Genomic DNA, 21,339 nt, shown 5'->3' on the forward strand with positions numbered 1-21,339 from the left:
CCACCGAACCGGCCCGCTCCCCGGAGCAGGCCGGTTTTTTTCTCCCTCGGGATCCGTCCGTTCGCCCGCCGCTCGGCCGCGTGCGAACGGGACCGCCTCGACCACGCTTCTCCGCACCGCCCTGACCGGGCCCGTTCCGTGAAATCCGGGCGGGCCGGATTTTTTTTCCCGGATCTGTCACATTCGCGGGCCGCACGGGTTCGTCATGGTGACGCACTGAAAACGCCGGACGGCTCCGGCGTTCGCATCCGAGGAGTACCGCTGATGTCCACCGCTTACACCGTTGTGACCGTTCTGGGCGCCGTGATGGCCGGGTTCTCGGCCGGGTCCGTCTTCTTCCGCGCGCCGTGGGTGGTGCAGCCGCTGGCCGAGTACGGGGTTCCGCGCTCGTGGTGGAACCTGCTCGGGGCCGCCAAGGCCGCGGGGGCGGTGGGGCTGCTGGTCGGGCTGGCCGTGCCGGCGGTCGGGATCGCCGCCGGGATCGGGCTGGTGCTGTACTTCACCGGGGCCGTCGTCACCGTGCTGAGGGCCCGCGCGGCTTCGCACGTTCCGTTCCCGCTGGTGTACATGGCGCCGGTGGTCGCCTCCCTGGCGCTGGGAGCTTTCGCCTGAAAAGCGATAAAACTGACATGATCGGCGAGGTGGGAGGCGACAGGGTGGACGAGCGGGAGTGGCTGACCGGGCACTTCGAGCGGCAGCGGCCGCGGCTGAGGTCGGTGGCGTACCGGATGCTCGGTTCGGTGAGCGAGGCCGAGGACGCGGTGCAGGAGGCGTGGCTGCGGCTCGACGGCGCGGACACCGGCGAGGTCGAGAACCTCGACGCGTGGCTGACCACGGTGGTGGCGCGGACCTGCCTGAACCTGCTGCGCGCCCGCCGCAACCGGCGCGAGGATCCGGCCGAGGTGCACATGCCCGACCCGCTCGTCGGCCCCGAGGACGCCGCCCATCCCGAGCAGGAGGCGGTGCTGGCCGACTCCGTCGGCCTCGCGCTGCTGGTGGTGCTCGACACGCTCACCCCGGCGGAGCGGCTCGCCTTCGTGCTGCACGACATGTTCGCCGTCCCCTTCGACGAGATCGGTCCGATGATCGAGCGGTCCCCGGCCACGGCCAGGCAACTGGCCAGCCGGGCCCGCCGCCGCGTGCGCGGGCAGGCTCCGGCGCCCGATCCGGATCTCGGCCGCCAGCGCGCCGTCGTCGACGCGTTCTTCGCCGCGGCCCGCGACGGCGACTTCGAGGGGCTCGTCGCCGTGCTCCACCCCGACGTCGTGCTCCGCTCCGACGGCGGCACCGCCCGCGCCCGGCACACCACCGTCCTCACCGGCGCCCGGACCGTGGCCGCGCAGGCCGTCACGTTCGGCGGCCTCTCCCCGTTCGCCCGCCCGGCTCTCATCAACGGCGCCGCGGGCGTCGTCGTCATCGCCCAGGGACGCCCCCTGTCCGTCATGGGCTTCACCGTCGTCGACGCCAGGATCGCCGCCATCGACGTCATCGCCGACCCCGACCGCCTCGCCCGCCTGGACCTCACCCTCCCCGACGCGTGAAGAGACCGCGGACACGCGCCCGCCCCGACCCCGCCGCCCACCCTGAGCAGGCCCGTTCCGCGAAATCCGGAGCGGGCCGGATTTTTTCCCGGATCCGTCACGTTCGCGGGCCGTGCGGGGTCGGCGCGGTGCCGCGCTCAAGACGCCGGAGCCGCGTGCCGACCGGAGCCGAAGGGGCCCGGCGGTCAGTCCGGGGTGTACTCGGTGGCCTCGGGGAAGGCGGCGTCGCGGACGACGCGGAGGGCCTCCACGAGAGAGGCGAGCTGTTCGGGGGCGAGCAGGCCGGTGAACCAGCGGTCGACGGCGGCGAGGTAGTCGGGGAGGGAGCGGGCGAGGCGTTCGGCGCCCTGCGGGGTGAGGACCGCGTAGGTGGTGCGGCGGTCGTCGGGGGAGGACTCGCGGGCGGCCAGGCCGGCGCGGGCCAGGCGGTCGACCAGGCGGGTGACGCCGCTGGTGGACAGGGAGGTCTGGGCGGCCAGGTCGCTCATGCGCAGCCGGCGGCCGGGCGAGCGGCTCAGGCGCATCAGGGCGTTGAGGTCCAGGTTGGACAGGCCGTGCTCCCTCATGACGGGCTCCAGTTTGGCCAGCAGGCCTCCGCTGGCCTCGAGGAGCAGGCCCGACATGGTGAGGCGGGGGTCGGTGAAGAGGTCGTCCATGGGGACGAGCCTATCCCGAGGTGTTTGATGCGGGGATAGTTGACGTGAGGAATAGTTTCGATGCATGATTGCGGCGTCAGCATTCCTCGCGTCAACTAATTGGGAGCGGTGATGACGGAGCAGTGGGTGGCGGGTTTCCGCAGCGCGGTGATCAGCCCTTACGAGCAGATCAAGCTCAGCGAGCCGCGCGGGTTCGCCGGCCAGACGGTGCGGCAGCCGCTGCGGTTGGCCGGAGGGGGCGAGCGGCTGCGGGTGCGGCTGAGCAACCGGTACGGGCGGGAGCCGCTGGTGATCGGGGCCGCGCGGATCGCGGTGCGCAAGGCGGGCGACGAGATCGTGCCCGAGACCGACACCGGGCTGCGGTTCTCAGGCGAGGCGGAAGTGACGGTCCCGGCGGGCGGCGAGCTGGTCGGCGACCCCGTCGAGCTGGCCGTGACGGCCGGCACCGAGCTGATGCTGAGCCTGTACCTGCCGTCCGAGACCGGCCTGGCGACGTACTCGCACATGCCGATGGAGACGGCCTTCGTGGCGGACGGGAACCTCGCCTCCGCCGCGGGGCTGCCGGACGCCGAACGCGTCGAGGCGAGGTTCTACGTGACCGGGGTGGACGTGCTCGCCCCCGAGGGCACCGCGGTCGCCGTCGCGTTCGGGGACTCGTGGTTCGAGGGCGTGGGCAGCACCCCCGACACCCACCGCCGCTCCGTCGACTTCCTCAACGCGCGGCTCGAGCGCGGATGGACGGTCAACCAGGGGATCTCCGGCAACCGGCTGCTGACCGACGAGATCGGCGAGCACGCGCTGGCCCGCTTCGAGCGTGACGCGCTGGAGGTGCCGGGCGTGACGCACATTCTGGTGCACTTCGGCATCAACGACCTGGGCCTGCCCGGCATGGCGGGCCTGCCGCCCGCGACGGCCGAGGACCTGATCGCGGGGTTCACCGAGCTGGCCCGCCGCGCGCACGCGGCCGGGCTGAGGATCCTCGCCGCGACCATCGGCCCGTACGCGGGCGCCGTCTACCCGGGGATCAGCACGCCCGAGGGCCTGGCGACGCGGCGGCGCGTGAACGAGTGGATCCGCACCGGCGGCGTGTTCGACGCGGTCTTCGACGCGGCGCGGGCGGTCGAGGACCCCGCGGACCCCGACTTCATCCGCCCCGGGTACGACGGCGGCGACGGCATGCACCTCAACGACGACGGCGCCCGCGCCATGGCCGAGAGCCTCGACCTCCGGCACCTGCGGCTCTAAGGCCTGCCGAGGGACCAGACTGCGACGTTCAGGCCGCGGGAGCCCTCCCGGGTGCCCGCGGCCCACAGGGAGCGGGTGCCCGGGATGTGGACGAGCTGCTGGACGTTGTTCTTCTCGGACAGGATCCGGCGGGACCAGACGCCCTTGGCCGAGCGGTGGAAGAGGGCGTGGTCGAAGTCCCACTCGTCACCGGAGTCGGAACCCGAGGCATAGGCGTAGAAGCCGCCGGCGCCGTCGGACGCGTGGCCGCTCAGGAAGAAGTTCTGGATGGAGGCGGGGGCCTCGCCCGTCCAGGTGGCGCCGTTCCAGTGGAGCTGGGTGAGGGAGGCCTCGCCGGAGGAGCAGGAGCCGCCCTCGCCCGTGATCGCCGAGACCCGGACGTCGTCGCGGCCCAGGACGCCGAGGTCGAGGATCGTGATCGGGCGGATGGGCGTGGCCCTGGTCCGCGCCGGTCCGGCGGGCGGCACGTCCGGCCGGACGCGCGTCCAGCCGGCGCCGCCGGAACGGGCGAGGGCCACACCGGGCCGGGAGCGGTCGAGGGCGAGGGCCCAGACGTCCCCGCCGGAGGAGGACTCGGCCTTCAGGACGAGGAAGGGCATGGCGTGGCGCCGCCACGTCCTGCCGTCGAAGTGCCAGGAGGCCGGGCCCTTGCGGTCGATGCCGTACACCTGGACGTCGCGAGGTCCGCGGGCCACGACCTCGTTGACGTAGGCGTTCTTGAACGTGCGCACGACGGTCCAGCGCCTGCCGTTCCAGCGCAGGACCTTCGACGGCGTCGCGCCCGCACGGGCCGTCGTGAGGTCCGGTACGGGAGACGTCCTCCGCTCGGCGGGGCAGATGCCGGAGGGCGCGCTGTCCCTGTACTTGTCGAACAGCCCCTCGTTGCCCGTCACGGTCATCCAGACGTTCCTCGCCGAGGAGGCGTCCGCCTGGCCGGGGATGCCCTTCACGCCGCCGGGCAGCGGGCTGCGGCGCCACGTCTCGCCGTTCCAGCGGAAGGCCAGCGGCCGGATGCCGCCGCGGTGCTCGCGCATCGCGAACACGAAGGCGCTCCGGCGCGAGGGCGCGACCGCCGAGGTCACCGTCTCGTCGCCCGCGAGCCGGAACGTCTTCGCCGGTTCGAGCGCGCGGAGCCCGGCCGAGGCCGGGTCCGCGAGCAGGGACGAGGACAGCACTCCGGCGAGGGCGGCGGCGACCAGACGCTTCACAGGCATTCCTGACAAAAGGGGGTTCGTGGTCCGACGAACCTACCCCTCGTCTCCCGGCCGCCGCGGCCGCCACGCGGCGCGCCTCACAGGTCGGGGGCCGACCAGAGGGGGAACCAGCGGCCGAGGTCGGACTCGACGGGCAGGACGCCGGCCAGGGCGGCCCTGACCTGGAACTCGAGGTGGTTGTTGCGGCGCTCGTTGGGCAGCGGGGCGAACGGGTAGAAGGTCCCGCACTTGTAGAGGTAGACCAGGGCCAGGGGGCGGGCGGAGGGGTTGCGGAAGGCGACCAGCGTGCACAGGAGGCGGTCGGCGAAACCGCCGTCCTGCAGGACGGCGCTCATGGCGCGCAGGTTGTCGACGAGTTCGGGCAGGTCGTCGGGGGCGTGGTGGGCCAGGAGCCAGGTGTAGCCGCGGGCGTCCTCGGTGAGCGTCATCGTCGGAGCGTCCGGGGTGGCGTCGAGCATGTCCTGCAGTTCCCGGCAGAGCCGTCCGGGATCGGCGTCCTCCGGCGTGGCGAAGCAGACCGCGCCGACGCCGGTGGGCGCGTAGCCCGTGGTGGTCTGGACGACGGCCGCGGCCTCCGGAAGGACGGACAGGCGGTCCAGGTCGGCCTTGGCGCGGCCCAGCAGGGTGTCCAGGAAACCCACGGAACTTCTCCTCTCTGGGATGTCACCCGGGGATGAGGCCCTCGGACGACAGCAGCTCCTTCACCTCGTCCAGCGTGGTGTCCTCGTCGGGCAGGACGAGCTCCGACGGGGCGAGCACGTCGGACGGCAGGGGAGAGCCCAGGCGGCGGACGGTCTCCAGCAGCTCGCGCAGGGACAGCGTGAAGGCCTCCTCGTCGCCCCGGTCGACCGCCGCCTGCAGGACGGAGTCCAGCTCGTTGAGCTCGTCCAGGTGGGCGTCGGTGACGCGGTACTGGCCCTCGCCGAAAATCCTGATGATCATCGTCTTCCTTCCGGTAGCTGCCTCTGCTCGGCCTTCAACCGCTCCAGCTCGACGTCCACGTCCCGGCCCCGGGTGAGGGAGTCGAGCTCGGCCTGGATGTCGTCGCGGCCCGGCGGGAGGGTGGCGTCCTCCAGCGCGCCGGACGCCAGGAGCTCGTCCAGGGCGCCGGCGCGGGCCTGCATCTGGTCCGTGCGGTCCTGGACGCGCTGCATGGCCATGCCGACCTCGCCCATCTCCTCGCCGATGCCGCCGACCGCCTCGGAGATGCGGGTCTGCGCCTCGGCCGCGCTGTAGGTGGCCTTGAGCGTCTCCTTGCGGGTGCGGAAGGACTCGACCTTCGACTGCAGGCGCTGCGAGGCGAGCACGAGCTTGTCCTCCTCGGCCTGGAGCGACGCCTCCTGGCTCCGCAGGTCCTCCAGCTGGGAGACGACGCCCGAACGCCGGGCGAGCGCCTCCCGCGCCAGGTCCTCCCGGCCGGCCTCGAGGGACCGGCGGGCCTGCTCCTGGAGCCTCCCGCTGGACTCCTCCAGCTTCGCGACCTGCAGTTCGACGCGCTTGCGGCTGGTCGCCACGTCCGCCACGCCCCGCCGGACCTTGTGCAGCATCTCCGATTGCTGCTGGTAGGAGTAGTCCAGCACCTCACGCGGGTCCTCGGCCTCGTCGAGCGCCCTGTTCGCCTTGGCGCGGAACAGGGTCGCGATCCGTTGCGCGATACCGCCCATGGTGCTCGTCCTCCTTCTCCACCAGATGCCGTAGAAAAGCCGACTGTCACCCACAGTAATGGTCTTAACGTCACTTGCCAGCTATGTAGCGGTATTGGAGTCGTTAGGCGTGCGGCCCGCGGTCCCGCGTCCTCCCGGAACCCCCGGCCGCCGCGCCCTCCCGCGAACATTCCCGGCGGCGGGCGCTCGTCCGCCCTCCGGCGGGCCTTCCCCGGGGCCTAGGGGACGCGGCCCGCACCGGCACCGGTGTTCCCGGACTGTGCGGGCGAATATTAGTGTTCGTAACGTTATCTGACTCACAGAGGGTGTGTGATGTGGATCTCAAAATGCACGTGTTTGATCATCGGATGCGTGCCGGGCGGGGTGCGAAAATCGGGTGCCTACCTGGGGGAACGCCGCCGCGTGAAAGATCGCGGCAGTTTACCGTATGGTCCTGGTAAGTCATTCCCCAGTGTTTCACCGGGGTTGGCCAAGGGCATCGAAAATGCATGGCAACTCTACTTTGGATCATCGCGGTCGTCTTCGTCATCGCCGGTCTCTACACCCTCCTCGCGCGGCGTGACCTGCTGTGGGGCCTCATCCTCATCGTGGTGGGCTTCCTCATCGGTCCGGGCGGGGTGAGCATTTTCAACGTCTAGCGATTCGCGTCGACCAGCGCATCGGAAATTCAACGAAGAAGCCGAAGGAAAGGTACGCGAAATGAGCACCATCGAGCAGATCGTCGATGTGGCGGTCCCCGTGCGGGTCGCCTATGACCAGTGGACGCAGTTCGAGGACTTCCCGAAATTCATGGAAGGCGTCGACCGCATCGACCAGGTCACCCCGACCCGCACCCACTGGAACACCAGCATCGCCGGCGTCCGCCGGGAGTTCGACGCCGAGATCACCGAGCAGCGGCCCGACGAGTGCATCGTCTGGCACACCCTCGGCACGCCGCGGCAGGCCGGCGTCGTGTCGTTCCAGCCGCTCGACCCGGTGAACACCCGGGTGGTGCTGCAGATGCAGTTCATTCCCGAGGGCGTCGTCGAGCAGGTCGGCGACAAGCTGAACCTGGTGGAGAGCCGGGTCAAGGGCGACCTGCAGCGCTTCAAGGAGTTCGTCGAGGAGCACGGCCGCTCCACCGGCGGCTGGCGCGGCAGCGTCGGCACCGACCCGACCCCGGGCTTCGCCGACGCCACCACGCCCGACCTGCGGCCGGACGCCCGCCGTCCCGCCTCGGGCACCCACCCCGCCCCGGACGGCCTGCCCGCTCCCGGCGACCGGCCGGCCCCGGGCGCCCCGTCCGCTCCGGGCGCGCAGCCCGCTCCCGGCGCCTACCCGGCCCCGGGCGCCCAGAACCCGGCCCCCGGCGCCCAGCAGCCCGCTCCCGGCCCGTACCCGACCCAGGACCCGCGCGGCAACCCGGGCTCCGGCTTCTGACGGGAGCCTCCCGGCCACCCGCACTCCTTTCCCAGGAAGGACCCCCACCATGAACCTCACCACCGAACTGCGCCGCCTCACCCGCGGCAACACCCGGACCCGCGGAATCTTCGACCGACATCACCGCGGCGGCACGCGCCCGGCGGCCCCGCGCCTGTCGGCCTTCCGCCGGAGCCGTCCCGCCACCGGCCCCCTCGCCCGCCTGAAGGGCCTGGCCGGAAGGGTCCGCCGGACGCTCCGGTGACACAGAACGCGGAGGCCGCGGTCATCCATCGGGGGGAACCGCGGCCTCCGGCCATGGCAGGACTCCGCTCACGCGTGAACCTTCTCCCGGCCACCGGGTGAGAAGGAAGGAACCGTGCCGAACACCTCGCACGGAGCGCGTGGAGGACGGAGCCGTGGAGAAGCCGGCCCCGCGAGGACGCCGCCGCAGGCGCCGCCCGGCCGGCCGGGCCTCCCCGCCGGACGCACCGGCGGGGAGGCCCTTCGTCGTCCCGGCGGTCGCGGACCGGCCGGCGGCCCTGGAGGGTGGCCGCCCGCCTCCTGCAGAAGGATGCGGATTCTCAGGGTTTTGCCAACTTCGGTCTCTATAGTCGCCCTCGTCAACCGATGCCAACGAGAGGTTTCCCATGCAGAGCCGTATCGTCATCTCCGCGGTCATGGGGGCCGTGGCCGGGGCGAGCGTCCTGGTCGCGAGCGCGGGAGCGGCTTCCGCGACGACCCCGTCCTGCGACACCCGGGTGTGGGCCGACGACCTGCAGGGCCGCCCCGCCGGGCTCAGCAAGCACTCCAAGGGCGGCGTGTACCTGTGGCACGCGCGTGACGGCTTCCACCTGCGGGTGACGCACCGGTTCAACGACAGGCGCGTGTACGCCGGCTCGATCGTGTCCCCGGTGCGCATCCACGGGGTGGAGCGGATCCGCAAGGAGTGGCGGGACAGGGTCTGGCTGTCCAAGGACCGCAAGACCCTGCACTTCCGGTTCGTCAACCGCGGCAAGATGGACGGCGTGAACTTCCGGACGGCGTGCGCGAGCAGCCTGACGGTCACCGCCGCCAAGGGCGGAGGCAGGACGCTGCCGCCCAAGCGCGTCTACCTCGGCGTGGACCGCGTCAATCCCGAGTCCGTCCCGTTCACCGTCCACCGCCAGGACTGACCGCACGCCCGACGCCGCGCCGGGCCCGTACCGTAGGACGGGTGGCGAGGAGGAGCCGGATGAGCCGGCATCGGATACTCGCGGTGGACGACGATCCCGCGATCCTGCGGGCTCTGCGGCGCGGCCTCACCCTGGAGGGGTTCGCGGTCGAGACCGCGGACGGCGGCCGCGCCGCGCTGGCGGGCGTGGCGGGGGCGGACGCGATCGTGCTGGACGTCTCGATGCCGGACCTGTCCGGCATCGAGGTGTGCCGGACGTTGCGGGCGCGGGGCTCGGACGTTCCGGTCCTCATGTTGTCGGCACTGGACGAGGTCGCCGACAGGGTGGCGGGACTGGCGGCCGGCGCCGACGACTACCTGGTCAAGCCGTTCGACTTCACCGAGCTCGTCCTGCGGCTGCGCGCGCTGCTGCGCAGGGCGGGCGCCGCGCCGGGCGACTCGGTGCGGGAGGGGCCCGTGGCGCTCGACCCGGCCACCCGGCGGGCCTGGCGCGGGGAGCGGGAGCTGGAGCTGACCCGCCGTGAGTTCGACCTGCTGGAGGTCTTCGTCCGCAACGCGGGGACGGTGCTGACGCGGGGCGTGCTGCTGGAGGAGGTCTGGGGGTACGACTTCGCGGTCACCGACAACGCGGTCGAGACGTTCGTCGGCTACCTCCGCCGCAAGCTGGAGGCGGGGGAGGAGCCCCGGATCCTGCACACGGTCCGGGGCGTCGGCTACGTCCTGCGGGAACGGCCATGAGGCTCTCCACCCGGTTCACCCTGTGCGTCGCCCTGCTGGTGTCGGTGCTGGTGGCGCTGTCGGGGCTCCTGGTGCTGCGGATGGCCGTCGACGGCCTCGCGAAGGAACGCGACCACCGCCTCACCGTCCGGCTCAGGTCGCTGGAGCCCATGGCCGCCATCTACGCGCGGCGCGTCGTCCGGCGCAACACCGGGGACGCGGCCGGGCAGCGGATCAGCGCGGCGGCGACGGGTTCGGGCGGTGTCCTCATCGCACCGGCCGGTGCCGAGCCGCTGGTCATCGGCACCGTCCCGGGGGAGCTCCCTGCGCTGTCCGGGGAACCGGCGACCACCTCCGACGGGCGGTGGCGCCACGCCGGCACCGGGCTGGGACGCGACGGCGGGCTCGGCACGCTGTGGGTCTTCGAACCGGAGGCCGTGCTGGCGCGGCAGGCCTCCCGGCTGCGGAACAGGCTGCTGCTCGCGACGCTGGCGGCGATGCTGCTGTCCGCCGCCGCCGGGTACGGGATCGGCCGCGTCGCGGTCCGGCCGCTGTCCCGGCTGAGCGGCGAGACCTCCCGGATCGATCTGAGCCCCGGTGGCGGAAGGCTCCCCACCTCCTCGGGAGTCACCGAGATCGACGACCTCGCACGCCTGGTCAACGACCTGCTGGAACGCCGGGACGGGGCGGTCGCGCGCACCGGTGAGGCTCTGGAGGCGGCCCGCGCCTTCGCCGCCACCGCCGCCCACGAACTGCGCACCCCGCTGACCAGCATGAGCGCGAACGTCGGCCTGCTGTCCCACCCGGAGCTCCCCGAGGAGGACCGCGAGGAGATCCTCGAGGACCTCGCCCGGGAGCAGGCCAGGATGCAGCGCCTCATCACCATGCTGCGGCAGCTCGCGCGGGGCGAACTGCTGGATCCGGCCTCCTTCACCGAGGTCGACCTGTCGGCGCTGGCGGGCCTCGCCGTGGAGGACGCCCGGCGGCGGCACCCCCGCGCCGTGGTCGTCGCCGACCTCCCCGGCCGGGTGGCGGTCCGCGGCTGGCCCGAGGGGCTGCGCCTCCTCCTGGACAACCTGCTCGACAACGCCGCCCTCCACGGCGCCGACCCCTCGGGCGGCGCCCGCATCGACATCACCCTGCACCCCGCCGGGGAGACGGCGCTCCTGCGCGTCCGCGACCGCGGCCCCGGCATCCCCCCGGACCACGCCGCCGAGGTCTTCGAGAGGTTCCGCCGCCGCCCCGGCAGCCCGGGTTCGGGCCTCGGCCTCACCCTCGTCCGGCAGCAGGCGGTCCTCCACGGGGGGACGGCCTTCCTGGCACCGGCCCCTCCGGGCGGCGGCGCCCTCCTCCACGTGGAGCTGCCGCTCCAGGGCCGGGCGCCGTCCCCGCTGGCCGCCTCGTCCTGGCGCACCACCCGCCCGCCCCCGCCCGCGGAGACCGCGAACGAGGACGGGTGAGCCCCGTTCCGGACCGCCGCCGCGGCCGTCCGGAACGGGGCAGGGCTCAGTCCTCGCCGCCCTCGTCGTCGTCCTCGAACACCTCTTCCACGATCTCGGCCGCGACCATGCCGCCGACGAAGCCGACGGCCGCGCCGGCGACGACGCCTCCCACGCCGGGGCCGCCGTGCCCGTGGTGTCCGTGGTGCCCGTCGTGGTAGGGGTCGTGGGAGTGCTGGAAGCCGGTGAAGGCGCCGCCCTGGGTGAGGGACTCCAGCCAGGAGTGGAGGTGGGAGACCCAGTCGGTGGTGAGGGCCTCCTCGTGGGAGAGGGTGAAGCGGCCGACGGCGTCGTGGCCGCCGCCGAACGCGCCGCCGCGCTTGTCGGCCTCCAGGACGACGGTGAGGTGCCACGGGGTGGCGTGGAAGGTGAGCTCCACCTCGTTGATGCGGCCTTGGTACTGGCCGGGGGGATAGAACTCGATCTCCTGGTAGAAGGGGATCTGCTGCTCGACGCCGGCGAGGCGCCCGTGCTCGACGTCGGCGCTCTTGAACTGGAAGCCGAGCTGGGAGAAGGCCGAAAGGACGTGCTGCTGGGACGGGAGCGGCTCGACCGTGAGGAGGTCGAGGTCGCCCTTGTCGACGGCCTTGGCCACGGCGAGCTCGGTGCGGACGCCCAGGGTCATGCCGTGCAGGTGGGTGCCGAAAACCGAGGTCAGCGGGGTCTCCCAGGGCACCTCGAACGTGAAGGGGATGCTCTGGTCCCGGCCCGGCTGGAGGGAGAAGGCGCCCGCGACGTCGACCCGGTGGAACTCGGCGGCGGTGTTCACCTCCTCCTCGCCGTGTTCGGACTCCATCCGGGTGACGAGGCCGAGCGTGATCCGCTGGATCTCGACGGGGTAGTCCGCCGCCTTGACGAGCACCTGCCCGTCCAGCGTGCCGCCGGGCCGGCAGACCGGCCGGGTCAGGACGGTGTCGACCGACGGGCCGCCCATGCCGAGGCTGCCCAGGATGCGTTTGAAGACCACGAGATTCCTCCTGCGCGCTCGCCTTCGGCGGCGCTGACGGGGATGACCGACCAAGATATTATTACACTTGTAGTTTATCAATGCGCCCGGGAGTTGATCTTCAGACCCGCGTGCCGGTTACCCTCGAAGCGTGTGGTCCCCCCGTGCGCCGGAACGTTCCGCCTCCGCTGCCTGGCCCTTCCTGGAGCCCTTCGTGCCCGGACGTGCCCGTGTCCGTACGCTCGTCGAATCCCGCCGTTTCCAGCGGTTCGTCACCGCGGTCATCCTCGTCAACGCGGCCACCCTCGGCTGCGAGACCTCGCCTTACCTGCTCGCGGAGTACGGCGGCCTGCTCCACGCGGTCGACCGCATCGCCCTCGGTGTCTTCACCGTGGAGCTGGCGCTGCGGCTCCACGTGTACCGGAGGCGGTTCTTCTCCGACGCCTGGAACTGGTTCGACCTGGTCATCGTCGTGATGGCGCTGCTGCCGTCCGGCGGCGGCCTGTCGGTGCTCAGGTCGTTGCGCATCCTGCGGGCGCTGCGGCTGGTCTCGATGATCCCCAGCATGCGGCGGGTGGTCTCGGCGCTGCTCTCGGCCCTGCCGGGCATGGCCTCGATCACCGGCCTGCTGGCGCTCATCCTCTACGTCGCCGCCGTCATGGCCACCAAGCTCTTCGCCGCCACCGACCCGGAGCACTTCGGCGACCTGGGCGCTTCGGCGTTCACGCTCTTCCAGATCATGACGGCGGACGGCTGGTCGGAGATCGCCCGGGGCGTCATGGCCGAGCAGCCCTTCGCCTGGATCTTCTTCGTCCTCTATATCCTCGCCTCGACTTTCGTCGTATTGAATTTGTTCATCGCCATCACCGTCAGCGCGATGGAGCCGCAGGTCGTCGGGGAGATCCACGAGGACCTGGAGCGGCTGGACGAGCGCGAGCAGCGCACGGACACGCTCGTCCTCAGTGAACTGCGCGCGCTGCGCGCCGAGGTGGAGGCCCTGCGGGCGCGGATCCCTGACGCCGCGGCGGGGGGCCGTACCGCCCCGGAGCCGGAGGGAAGGACCGACGCCCTGCCCGCCTGACCGGCTTTATCAACCATTTGGTTGTCAACGGGGGCGGATCCGCGTATGCTCTTAATCAACCAACCGGTTGAATACAAGAAGGAGGCAGGGTGGCCGAGCTCTCGACGGAGCGGCTCTCCCGGGCGTTCGCGGCGCTCGCCGACCCCACCCGGCGCGACATCGTGGCGCGGCTCGCGCAGGGTGACGCGACGGTGGGGCAGCTCGCCGAGCCCTACGGGGTGTCCGTCCAGGCGGTCTCCAAGCACATCAAGGTGCTGGAGGAGGCCGGCCTGGTCAGCCGCTCCCGCGACGCCCAGCGCCGCCCCTGCCACCTGGAAGCCGAGGTGTTCGACCTCATGACCGGATGGATCGAGCGCTACCGCCGCCGGGCCGAGGAGCGTTTCCAGCGGCTGGACGCGGTGCTCGCAGCGATGGACGACATGCAGGACGACGACCAGCAAGGAGTCGCATCATGACCACGAAGACCCGCGAGACCACCATCGAGGCCGACCCGAACCTGCCGACGATCCGCATCGTCCGCGAGTTCGACGCCCCGCGCGACCGCGTGTTCCGCGCCTGGACCGACCGGGGGCTCGTCGCCCGGTGGCTGGGTCCCAGGGACCTCGAGATGAGGATCGACGCCTGGGAGATGGAGACCGGCGGCCGCTACCGCTACGCGTCCGTCCAGGACGGGCAGGAGGTCGCCTCCTTCTACGGCTCCTTCCACGAGGTCCGCCCGGCCGAGCGCCTCGTGCAGACCTTCACCTGGGAGGGCGCCCCCGACGGCGTCTCCCTGGAGACCGCGACCTTCGAGGACATCGGCGGCGGCCGCACCCGCGTCTGCCTGCTGTCGGTGGTGGAGAGCATGGAGATCCGCGACCAGATCCTCTCCAGCGGCATGGAGGTCGGCGTCAACGAGGGCTACGAGAAGCTCGACGAGATCCTCGCCGCGGAGTGATCGGAGCCCTCCGCCGGGCAGGAACCACTGCATGACCACGCCCGCGCGCCGGCACGTCCGGATCGAGACGGATCCGGACGTGCCGGCGATCCTCATCGTCCGCGAGTTCGACGCCCCGCCCGACCGCGTCCGCCGCGCCTGGACCGACCCGGCCCTCGCCGTCCGCTGGCAGGGCCCCAAGCACGTCACCACCCAGGTCGACCCCGGCCCCGGCCCCGCCCCCACGGGCGACGGCGGCAGGCCCGCGGCGCGCCTCGCCCAGACCTACACCTACGAGGCCGCCCCCGACGCCACCTGCCTGGAGACCGTCGCCTTCGAGGCGCTCGGCCCCCGCCGCACCCGCGTCACGTCCCTCTCGGTCATCGACACCCTGGACCACCGCGACCAGCTCACCACCCGCGGCCTGGAGCGCTGGGTCACCGAGAGCTACGCCGCACTCGACGTCCTCCTGGCCGAGGACTGACCTCCTCGGGCCCCGCCCGCCCTTTCCCCGCACGAGGGAGAACCGCCGGGCCGGATCCCGGCCGCGGTGCCGTCCGGCATGGCCTGCCGGACGGGGTTTCCTACCTTGAAGCGATATGCCGTTTTCTTATGGACTTCGCCTCCCTGGGATGTCAGGTTGGAGCGCACAGAGGTGAGGCGTTCTGGGGAGGCGGAAGGCGTGCCGGGAACAGAGGATGCCGTTCTCCGCTGCGAGGGCCTGCGCAAGAGCTTCGGGGCGTCGGTGGCGGTCGACGGGCTCGGCTTCCACATCGGGGAAGGCGAGACGTACGGCCTGCTGGGACCCAACGGGGCGGGGAAGACGACATCGATCTCGATGATCTCCGGGGTCCTGGCGCGGGACGGTGGAGAGGTGCTCATCGACGGGGAGCCGTTGACGGGCGGGAGCGTGCGGCTCAAGTCGAAGATCGGCTACGTGCCGCAGGACCTGGCCGTCTACCCGGACCTGACAGGACGGGAGAACCTGCGCTTCTTCGCGCGCCTCTACGGGCTGAACAGGCGGGATGCGGCGCGGCGGGTCGATGAGGTGCTGGAGGTCGTCGGCCTCTCGGACCGCGCCAAGGACCTGGCGAAGAACTACTCCGGCGGCATGCAGCGGCGGCTGAACGTCGCGCTCGGGCTGCTGCACCGGCCGCGGCTGCTGATCCTGGACGAGCCCACCGCGGGAGTGGACCCGCAGAGCCGCAACTCCATCCTCGACAGCGTCGCGCAGCTGGCGGCGCAGGGGATGGCGATCCTCTACACGACGCACTACATGGAAGAAGCCGAGCGGTTGTGCGACCGCGTCGGGATCATCGACCAGGGGCGGTTGCGGGCCGAGGGGACGCAGCGGGAGCTGGTCGCGCTCGTGGGGGAGCAGGACCATGTGACGCTGACCGGTGACGGCGACCTGGAGGCGCTTTCGGCCCGGCTCGCGGAACTGGACGAGGTGACCGGCGCCGGCGTCACGGACGGGCGGATCGAGGTGTTCACGCACGACGCCCGCGCCCTCCTGCCCAGGCTGCTGCACGTGGCGGAGGCGGAGGGGACGACGGTCAGATCCGTCCAGGTCGTGGAGCCGGATCTCGAAGCGGTCTTCCTGCACCTGACGGGGAAGGCGCTGAGGGACTGACATGCGCACGGCTCTCCTCATCGCGGGCAAGGACTTCAAGCAGCGTCTGAGGGACAAGACGCTGCTCATGTACGCGCTGCTCCTGCCCCTGGGGCTGGCGTTCGTGTTCAACCTGGTCTTCGGCGGTGTGGACGAGCAGAGCGCGACGCGGATCGGCCTCCTTGACGCCGACCGCGGCACCGCGGCCTCCCGTTTCACGGACGGCGTGCTGCGGCCCGTGGAGGCTTCGGGGGCGATCGACCTGCGCACGGTCCAGAGCCGTGAAGAGGGCGAGAAGCTGGTCGAGGACGGCGACCTGACCGCGCTGTTCGTCATCCCCCAGGGCTTCACGGCGGCCGTCGAGTCGGGTGCGGAGACCGCCATCGTGATCGTCGGTGACGAAGGCTCTCCGACGGGCACCTCGGTGGCGCGGGCGATCGCCACCTCCTACACGTCACAGGTCACGACCGTCCGGCTGGCCGTCGCGCTGGCGGGCGGCGGCGATCCGCAGGCGGTCCAGCAGGCCGTGGCGTCGTCGGAGGCCGTCGCCGTCGAGCGCGTCGGGACCTCCGACAAGCAGCTGGACTGGGGGACCTACATGGCCGCCGGGATGGCGGTGTTCTTCCTCTTCTTCACGGTGCAGTTCGGTGCCTCGGGAATGCTCGAAGAACGGGAGAACGGCACGATGGCCCGGCTGCTGGCCGCGCCCGTGTCCCGTACGGCGGTCCTCGCGGGCAAGCTCCTGCTCAGCGTGTTCGTCGGTGCGGTGAGCATGGCGCTGCTCATGGCCGCGATGGCGCTGCTGTTCGACGCGCAGTGGGGAGACCCGGTGGGGCTGGCGCTGGTCGTGCTGACGGGGGTGGTCGCCGCGACCGCGCTCATGGCCTCGGTGGCGGCGTTCGCGCGCGGGCATGAGGCGGCGAGCAACCGCCAGGCGGTGCTGGCGATCGTCCTGGGCGCGCTCGGCGGCGCGTTCTTCCCGGTGGCGCAGCTCGGCGGGCTGATGAGCCAGATCAGCAAGATCTCCCCGCACTACTGGTTCCTGCAGAGCCTGGCGGACCTGTCGGGCGGGGCCTCGGTCGGGGACGTGCTGCCGGGCGTGGCGGTGCTCGCCGCGTTCGCCGCCGTCGCCGGAGGGGTGGCGGTGTACGGCTGGAGAAGGGAGGCGGGCGCGTGAAGGCGCTCGCGATCGCCGGTACCGAGCTGCGGATGATGCTCCGCGACCGCGGCAGCGTGTTCTTCATCTTCCTCATGCCGATGATGCTGATCCTCGTCGTCGGCGTCGCCTTCGGCAGCGGCGGCGACGCCAGGGTGGGCCTGGTGGTGCAGGACGGCGGACCGCTGGCCGCGCGGATGGCCGCGGAGCTGCGTGAGCTGTCCGGCCTCCGGGTCAGGGTCGTGTCCGACGTGGAGGATCTCACCGCGGACGTCGAGCGGGGACGGCTGGAGGCCGGAGTCGTCATTCCCGACGGGTACGACCGGGCCGTGCGGGCGGGCTCGGCGGGCGTCGTGCGGTTCGTGAGCCGGGAAGGGGCCATGGACGGGGTGCGTCTGGGCTTCCGGGTCCAGGCGGTGGCGGGGCAGGAGACCGAACGGCTGAAGGCCGCCCGCTACGCGGCTTCGCAAGGGGACGGCCCGCTCGACGAGATGCTGGCCCGCGCCGACCGGACGGCGCCCTCCGTTCCCGAGGTGGCGGTGGAGACCGTCACCGTCGGGGAGGAGCAGATATACGCGGACGCGGAGCAGTTCGACGTGGGGGCGAGCCAGCAGCTCGTGCTCTTCATCTTCCTGACCGCGATGAACGGCTCGGTCGCGATGATCGTCTCCCGCAGGCTGGGGATCGCCAACCGGATGCTGGCCACCCCCACCCCGGTGCGCACCATCCTGGCCGGGACGGCGCTGGCCCGGGTCGGGCTCGCCCTGTTCCAGGGACTGGTGCTCATGATCGGCTCCGCGGCGCTGTTCGGCGTCGGCTGGGGCTCTCCGGCGGGCGCCGCCGCCCTGCTCGTGGCGTTCTGCCTGGCCGGCGGCGGCGCGGCGATGCTCGCAGGCGCGATCTTCCGGACCGAGCAGCAGGTCAACGGGGTGGGGCTGCTGCTCTCGCTCGGGCTGGGCGCGCTCGGCGGCTCGATGATGCCGATGGAGTTCTTCTCGCCGGCCCTGCGCACCGTGGCCTTCCTCATCCCGCACGGCTGGGCCAACGACGGTTTCGCCGTCCTGGTCCTGGAAGGCGGGGGGCTGGGGGACATCCTGGTCAACGTGGGGGTGCTGCTGGCCTACGCGGCGGTGCTGCTGGCCCTGGGAACCTGGCTGCTGCGCCGCGCCCTGCTGTCGGGGGTGCGCTGACGCCCGGACCCGCGGAGCCGGGGAGGAGGCCGCGGGTCAGCGCACCGGGTCGCTGCCGCGCAGCAGGAGCCTCGAGACCAGCGCGGGGTCGTCGACCATGGGGACGTGGCCGCAACCGGGGAGGCGGAAGTGCCGGGCGTGCGGGAAGCGGCGGCGGGCCACGGACGACTGGTAGAGGGGGAGGACGAGGTCGTACCACCCCCAGGCGATGGTGACGGGGACGTCGCGGGAGACGGTGGCGCGCAGGGGTTCGCGCTCCTTGATGAAGCGTTCGACCGTGGGCAGCGCGCGCAGCAGCCCCTGGAAGTCGCCGAGGGCGAGTTCGGGCAGGGCGGTGTGGGGGCGGGCGTGGATCCAGCCGAAGGCCAGGGCGCGGCCCGCCTTGGTGGCGATCAGCCGTTCGGAGCGGGTCTCGAGCCGGGCGGCGAGAGCGGTGACCACCTGGAACAGGGAGCGGGTGTAGGCGAACTCGGCGCCGGAGTTCCAGAACCCGGCGGGGGAGAACACGGTGGCGCTGCGGGCCGCGCCCTGGGCGGCGAGCTCCAGGGCGAGCCTGCCGCCCAGGGAGTTGCCCGCCACGTGCGGACGGTCAAGACCGAGGTGGTCGAGCAGGAGGCGGATCTCCTTGAGCATGGCCTCGGCGGGTGCGCCCGGCCCGAGCTCGGGCGACTCGCCGTGTCCCGGCAGGTCCACGAGGACCACCTCGCGCCGTTCGGTCAGCCGGTCCAGCACCGGGTACCAGCCCTGCCTGCGGTGGGACAGCCCGTGCAGCAGCACCAGCGGCTCGCCCGTCCCGACACGCTCGTAAGCCAGCATGTTCGCTCCCTCTTCCACGGCGGGACGACCAGTTCATCCCAGTGGCAGCTGGGATGATACCGCGCTTGTTGTACGGATTGTCTACTTATAGGGCGCAATTAATTCAGCCACAACTGGCATCAAGTGGGGGGTTGCCAAGCTTTCAGTGTTCCCGCTGCGTTTGATCATTCTTTTCCGAATTGCCGGAAATTTCGCAATGGAACGATCTACTCTGGCCCGGCGGACGCCCGGACGGCCGGGCGCCGGGAGAAGGAGTGATCACTTGCGACGCACCACGGGGATACGGCGCTGGGGAGGCCGAGCGGTGACGGCCCTGTCGCTCACGGCCGTCGCGGCCTACGCGACGGCCGCGGCACCGGCACAGGCACGGGAGCCGGCCGACACCGTACGTCCCGCCGGGGCGGCGGCGCCCGCGACGTCGAAGATCAAGGGCTTCAACAAGACGCTCAACGGCGGTTCGTGGAACACCAGCCACGTCCAGGGCATCGCGGTCGACCAGAAGAACGGGTTCATCTACTACTCGTTCACCACGCTGCTGGTGAAGACCGACCTCGAGGGCAAGGTGATCGGCACCCTCGGCGGCTTCACCGGCCACCTCGGCGACCTCGACTTCAACGAGGAGGACGGCCGCGTCTACGGCTCCCTCGAGTACAAGGCGCAGGAGGCCTTCTACATCGCGGTCATCGACGTGGACAAGGTGGTCCGGCCGGGAATGGAGGCCCAGAACTCCGAGATCTTCCAGACGGTGCACCTGGACGAGGTCGTCGACGACTACACCGCCGACATGAACGGAGACGGAGTCTTCGACGGCAATGTCGGCAACACTCCCGACCACCGCTACGGCGGCAGCGGCATCGACGGCGTCAGCTTCGGCCCGAAGTTCGGCGAGACCGGCGGAAAGCAGTACCTGACCGTCGCCTACGGCATCTACTCCAACCTCGACCGCACCGACAACGACCACCAGGTGCTGCTGCAGTACGACATCGCGGACTGGGCCTCCTACGAGAAGCCGCTCAGCGAGACGACTCCGCACCGCAGCGGCCCGGAGGCGGTGTCCGGCAAGTACTTCGTCTTCACCGGCAACACCCGGTACGGCGTGCAGAACCTGGAGTACGACGGCTTCCTTCAGCGCTGGTTCATGGGCGTCTACAAGGGGTCCAAGCCCGCGTACCCGAACTACACGCTGTTCGCCGTGGACGCCGCGACGAAGCCCGTGCAGGGGGAGCTCGCCGGTACCGGGGGCGAGCAGGGCCGGCTCATCGCACTGGCGAAGGACGGCCGTACCGATGCGGCCACGGGCATCCGCGGCTGGGTGCAGAAGGCCGACGTCGGCATCGAGTCACTCGGCGACGGGCTGTTCTACCTGGCGAAGGACAGCAAGGTGAACGGCCTGCAGACCGCCGACATCACGCTGCACCGCTGGACGGGCGACCCCGAAGCCCCGTTCGTGGTGGCGAAAAGCGAGTCCGAGCTGCACCGCGCCCCCGTCTTCACCTCCGGGGAGCCCGCTGACGGGATCCGGGGCCAGGCGTACGAGCACACCTTCACCGCGTCGGCCTTCCCGAAGGCGGTCTTCAAAGTCGGCGGAGGCAGGTTCCCCGAAGGACTGCGCCTCGACGAGGAGACCGGCGTGCTGTCGGGCGCCCCGGCGAAGCCGGGGAGGTACGCCTTCACCGTCACGGCCGCCAACGGGGTCGGTTCCGCGGCCTCCCAGAAGGTCATCCTGAAGATCAAGGGTGGCCCGAAGGCCGGTTGAGCGCCCTCTTCACGCTGACGGCCCCCGCGGTGAACGTTCCGTGGGGGCCGTCAGCGCGCCGGCCGGTACGAGGTGCCGGACCCGCGCCGCGCGGGGCTCGGCCCGAGCGCTCAGTCGTCGCCCTCGTCGTCGGAGTCGACCTGGCTGGAGACGACCTTGCCGTCCACCGCGTCGACGACCACCGCGTGCTCGACGCCCTCACCGTTGCGGACCTCGACGTCCCAGGCGGCCGGGACGCGGCCGCCGTCCGCCAGGTCCACCGAGGTGACGGTCCCGGGGACGGAACCGAGCGCGGCGGAGGCTGCCTGGACGGCGGAGACCTTGGCCGACTTCAGCGCGTCGGATTCGATCTTGTCCTCCGCCCTGTCCTCGGCGTCGTCGTCACCGGTGTCCTCGGCCTTCTTCGTGACCTTGCCGGCGGCGTCGATCTCCACCTCGTGCCAGGTCCCGTCCTCGGCCAGCACGTCGAGGTCCCACCCGGTGCCGCCGTCCTCCAGCTCCACGGAGCCGACGGTGCCCTTGACCGCCTCCTGGGCCTTGGCGACCGCCTGCTCCAGGGTCAGGTCGGTCTTGGCGGGCTCGCCGGTGACGGTCCGGGTGACCCGGCTGACGGCCTCGTCGTCGGCCACGGCCACGGCGGTCCCGCCGCCCAGGGCGACGACGCCGGCGGCGGCGATCACGATCAGGGTGCGCTTCTTCACTGCGTGCTCTCCTTCTGCTGGGATGCTTCCACCCTGCCCGAACGGTGCTGAAGGTTC

General features: G+C 71.8%; 25 protein-coding genes. 17 read left to right on the forward strand and 8 right to left on the reverse strand.

Annotated elements, in window-relative coordinates:
- Positions 1 to 264: 264 nt before the first annotated feature.
- Positions 265 to 612 carry a DoxX family protein gene (locus C2865_RS34655; RefSeq protein WP_106402880.1) on the forward strand — a complete coding sequence of 116 codons (348 nt, stop codon included), beginning with the start codon at positions 265 to 267 and terminating at the stop codon, positions 610 to 612.
- A gap of 17 nt (positions 613 to 629) precedes the next feature.
- Positions 630 to 1,541, forward strand: a complete 912-nt coding sequence (gene sigJ, locus C2865_RS34660; protein WP_106402881.1) for an RNA polymerase sigma factor SigJ — start codon at positions 630 to 632, stop codon at positions 1,539 to 1,541.
- 185 nt (positions 1,542 to 1,726) lie between these two features.
- On the opposite strand, the gene C2865_RS34665 is transcribed toward sigJ, so the two are convergent.
- Positions 1,727 to 2,197: a MarR family winged helix-turn-helix transcriptional regulator gene (locus C2865_RS34665; protein WP_106402882.1), complete on the reverse strand. Its 471-nt coding sequence runs from the start codon at positions 2,195 to 2,197 to the stop codon at positions 1,727 to 1,729.
- A 111-nt stretch (positions 2,198 to 2,308) separates the two neighbouring features.
- On the opposite strand from C2865_RS34665, the gene C2865_RS34670 reads away from it, so the two are divergent.
- Positions 2,309 to 3,442 (forward strand): SGNH/GDSL hydrolase family protein, encoded by a 1,134-nt coding sequence (locus C2865_RS34670; protein ID WP_106402883.1) that lies wholly within the window; start codon positions 2,309 to 2,311, stop codon positions 3,440 to 3,442.
- Here the strand turns inward: C2865_RS34670 and C2865_RS34675 are convergent.
- From C2865_RS34675 to C2865_RS34690, 4 genes are all read right to left on the reverse strand, one after another.
- Positions 3,439 to 4,650, reverse strand: coding sequence for a hypothetical protein (locus C2865_RS34675; protein WP_106402884.1), 1,212 nt, complete (start codon positions 4,648 to 4,650; stop codon positions 3,439 to 3,441). The genes C2865_RS34670 and C2865_RS34675 overlap by 4 nt on opposite strands.
- An 83-nt stretch (positions 4,651 to 4,733) precedes the next feature.
- The gene (gene pspAB, locus C2865_RS34680) at positions 4,734 to 5,297 is read right to left on the reverse strand and encodes a PspA-associated protein PspAB (protein ID WP_106402885.1); all 564 of its coding nucleotides are present in this window, start codon (positions 5,295 to 5,297) and stop codon (positions 4,734 to 4,736) included.
- Positions 5,298 to 5,319: 22 nt separating this feature from the next.
- The gene (gene pspAA / locus C2865_RS34685; protein ID WP_106402886.1) at positions 5,320 to 5,598 is read right to left on the reverse strand and encodes a PspA-associated protein PspAA; all 279 of its coding nucleotides are present in this window, start codon (positions 5,596 to 5,598) and stop codon (positions 5,320 to 5,322) included.
- Entirely contained in the window at positions 5,595 to 6,320 is a 726-nt protein-coding gene (locus C2865_RS34690) for a PspA/IM30 family protein (protein WP_106402887.1), read from the reverse strand. The genes pspAA and C2865_RS34690 overlap by 4 nt, the downstream gene beginning before the upstream one ends.
- Positions 6,321 to 6,808: 488 nt before the next feature.
- Here C2865_RS34690 and C2865_RS40350 point away from each other — a divergent pair, with 488 nt between their 5' ends.
- From C2865_RS40350 to C2865_RS34715, 6 genes are all read left to right on the forward strand, one after another.
- Positions 6,809 to 6,958 (forward strand): GPGG-motif small membrane protein, encoded by a 150-nt coding sequence (locus C2865_RS40350; RefSeq protein ID WP_198653817.1) that lies wholly within the window; start codon positions 6,809 to 6,811, stop codon positions 6,956 to 6,958.
- A gap of 61 nt (positions 6,959 to 7,019) precedes the next feature.
- A complete protein-coding gene (locus C2865_RS41150; RefSeq protein WP_232835966.1) occupies positions 7,020 to 7,739 on the forward strand; it encodes an SRPBCC family protein in 720 nt (239 codons plus the stop codon).
- A gap of 49 nt (positions 7,740 to 7,788) precedes the next feature.
- Entirely contained in the window at positions 7,789 to 7,983 is a 195-nt protein-coding gene (locus C2865_RS34700) for a hypothetical protein (protein WP_106402888.1), read from the forward strand.
- 385 nt (positions 7,984 to 8,368) lie between these two features.
- A complete protein-coding gene (locus C2865_RS34705; protein ID WP_106402889.1) occupies positions 8,369 to 8,893 on the forward strand; it encodes a hypothetical protein in 525 nt (174 codons plus the stop codon).
- A gap of 59 nt (positions 8,894 to 8,952) precedes the next feature.
- Positions 8,953 to 9,630 carry a response regulator transcription factor gene (locus tag C2865_RS34710; protein WP_106402890.1) on the forward strand — a complete coding sequence of 226 codons (678 nt, stop codon included), beginning with the start codon at positions 8,953 to 8,955 and terminating at the stop codon, positions 9,628 to 9,630.
- Positions 9,627 to 11,069, forward strand: coding sequence for a sensor histidine kinase (locus C2865_RS34715; protein ID WP_106402891.1), 1,443 nt, complete (start codon positions 9,627 to 9,629; stop codon positions 11,067 to 11,069). Before C2865_RS34710 ends, C2865_RS34715 begins: the two co-directional genes overlap by 4 nt.
- A 46-nt stretch (positions 11,070 to 11,115) precedes the next feature.
- On the opposite strand, the gene C2865_RS34720 is transcribed toward C2865_RS34715, so the two are convergent.
- On the reverse strand, positions 11,116 to 12,075 hold the full coding sequence (locus C2865_RS34720) for a sporulation protein (RefSeq protein ID WP_106402892.1): 960 nt from the start codon (positions 12,073 to 12,075) through the stop codon (positions 11,116 to 11,118).
- Positions 12,076 to 12,205: 130 nt separating this feature from the next.
- On the opposite strand from C2865_RS34720, the gene C2865_RS34725 reads away from it, so the two are divergent.
- The 7 genes from C2865_RS34725 (at position 12,206) to C2865_RS34755 (ending at position 18,009) form a co-directional block, all read left to right on the forward strand.
- Complete coding sequence (locus C2865_RS34725; RefSeq protein WP_332873409.1) at positions 12,206 to 13,135, forward strand: ion transporter; 930 nt, start codon at positions 12,206 to 12,208, stop codon at positions 13,133 to 13,135.
- A gap of 89 nt (positions 13,136 to 13,224) precedes the next feature.
- The gene (locus C2865_RS34730) at positions 13,225 to 13,590 is read left to right on the forward strand and encodes an ArsR/SmtB family transcription factor (protein ID WP_106402894.1); all 366 of its coding nucleotides are present in this window, start codon (positions 13,225 to 13,227) and stop codon (positions 13,588 to 13,590) included.
- Entirely contained in the window at positions 13,587 to 14,072 is a 486-nt protein-coding gene (locus C2865_RS34735; RefSeq protein ID WP_106402895.1) for an SRPBCC family protein, read from the forward strand. Before C2865_RS34730 ends, C2865_RS34735 begins: the two co-directional genes overlap by 4 nt.
- 31 nt (positions 14,073 to 14,103) lie before the next feature.
- A complete protein-coding gene (locus tag C2865_RS34740) occupies positions 14,104 to 14,535 on the forward strand; it encodes an SRPBCC family protein (RefSeq protein ID WP_106402896.1) in 432 nt (143 codons plus the stop codon).
- 198 nt (positions 14,536 to 14,733) lie between these two features.
- Positions 14,734 to 15,684, forward strand: a complete 951-nt coding sequence (locus tag C2865_RS34745; protein WP_232835967.1) for an ABC transporter ATP-binding protein — start codon at positions 14,734 to 14,736, stop codon at positions 15,682 to 15,684.
- Between the two features lies 1 nt (position 15,685).
- Positions 15,686 to 16,840, forward strand: coding sequence for an ABC transporter permease (locus C2865_RS34750; RefSeq protein ID WP_106402897.1), 1,155 nt, complete (start codon positions 15,686 to 15,688; stop codon positions 16,838 to 16,840).
- Positions 16,837 to 18,009, forward strand: a complete 1,173-nt coding sequence (locus tag C2865_RS34755) for an ABC transporter permease (protein ID WP_106402898.1) — start codon at positions 16,837 to 16,839, stop codon at positions 18,007 to 18,009. Before C2865_RS34750 ends, C2865_RS34755 begins: the two co-directional genes overlap by 4 nt.
- A gap of 36 nt (positions 18,010 to 18,045) precedes the next feature.
- On the opposite strand, the gene C2865_RS34760 is transcribed toward C2865_RS34755, so the two are convergent.
- A complete protein-coding gene (locus tag C2865_RS34760) occupies positions 18,046 to 18,825 on the reverse strand; it encodes an alpha/beta fold hydrolase (protein ID WP_106402899.1) in 780 nt (259 codons plus the stop codon).
- 262 nt (positions 18,826 to 19,087) lie between these two features.
- On the opposite strand from C2865_RS34760, the gene C2865_RS34765 reads away from it, so the two are divergent.
- A complete protein-coding gene (locus tag C2865_RS34765) occupies positions 19,088 to 20,581 on the forward strand; it encodes an Ig domain-containing protein (protein WP_157964021.1) in 1,494 nt (497 codons plus the stop codon).
- A gap of 110 nt (positions 20,582 to 20,691) precedes the next feature.
- On the opposite strand, the gene C2865_RS34770 is transcribed toward C2865_RS34765, so the two are convergent.
- Positions 20,692 to 21,282 carry a PepSY domain-containing protein gene (locus tag C2865_RS34770; protein WP_106402900.1) on the reverse strand — a complete coding sequence of 197 codons (591 nt, stop codon included), beginning with the start codon at positions 21,280 to 21,282 and terminating at the stop codon, positions 20,692 to 20,694.
- Positions 21,283 to 21,339 lie beyond the last annotated feature (57 nt).

This window comes from Actinocorallia populi, assembly GCF_002995495.1.
GTDB lineage: Bacteria > Actinomycetota > Actinomycetes > Streptosporangiales > Streptosporangiaceae > Actinocorallia > Actinocorallia populi.

Coding starts and splice junctions, on each gene's coding strand:
- C2865_RS34690 (WP_106402887.1), bottom strand. CDS start 6,320: ATGGGCGGTATCGCGCAACGGATCGCGACCCTGTTCCGCGCCAAGGCG.
- C2865_RS34705 (WP_106402889.1), top strand. CDS start 8,369: ATGCAGAGCCGTATCGTCATCTCCGCGGTCATGGGGGCCGTGGCCGGG.
- C2865_RS34665 (WP_106402882.1), bottom strand. CDS start 2,197: ATGGACGACCTCTTCACCGACCCCCGCCTCACCATGTCGGGCCTGCTC.
- C2865_RS34715 (WP_106402891.1), top strand. CDS start 9,627: ATGAGGCTCTCCACCCGGTTCACCCTGTGCGTCGCCCTGCTGGTGTCG.
- C2865_RS34760 (WP_106402899.1), bottom strand. CDS start 18,825: ATGCTGGCTTACGAGCGTGTCGGGACGGGCGAGCCGCTGGTGCTGCTG.
- C2865_RS34670 (WP_106402883.1), top strand. CDS start 2,309: ATGACGGAGCAGTGGGTGGCGGGTTTCCGCAGCGCGGTGATCAGCCCT.
- C2865_RS34710 (WP_106402890.1), top strand. CDS start 8,953: ATGAGCCGGCATCGGATACTCGCGGTGGACGACGATCCCGCGATCCTG.
- C2865_RS34750 (WP_106402897.1), top strand. CDS start 15,686: ATGCGCACGGCTCTCCTCATCGCGGGCAAGGACTTCAAGCAGCGTCTG.
- C2865_RS41150 (WP_232835966.1), top strand. CDS start 7,020: ATGAGCACCATCGAGCAGATCGTCGATGTGGCGGTCCCCGTGCGGGTC.
- C2865_RS34700 (WP_106402888.1), top strand. CDS start 7,789: ATGAACCTCACCACCGAACTGCGCCGCCTCACCCGCGGCAACACCCGG.
- C2865_RS34655 (WP_106402880.1), top strand. CDS start 265: ATGTCCACCGCTTACACCGTTGTGACCGTTCTGGGCGCCGTGATGGCC.
- pspAA (WP_106402886.1), bottom strand. CDS start 5,598: ATGATCATCAGGATTTTCGGCGAGGGCCAGTACCGCGTCACCGACGCC.
- C2865_RS40350 (WP_198653817.1), top strand. CDS start 6,809: ATGGCAACTCTACTTTGGATCATCGCGGTCGTCTTCGTCATCGCCGGT.
- sigJ (WP_106402881.1), top strand. CDS start 630: ATGATCGGCGAGGTGGGAGGCGACAGGGTGGACGAGCGGGAGTGGCTG.
- C2865_RS34740 (WP_106402896.1), top strand. CDS start 14,104: ATGACCACGCCCGCGCGCCGGCACGTCCGGATCGAGACGGATCCGGAC.
- C2865_RS34735 (WP_106402895.1), top strand. CDS start 13,587: ATGACCACGAAGACCCGCGAGACCACCATCGAGGCCGACCCGAACCTG.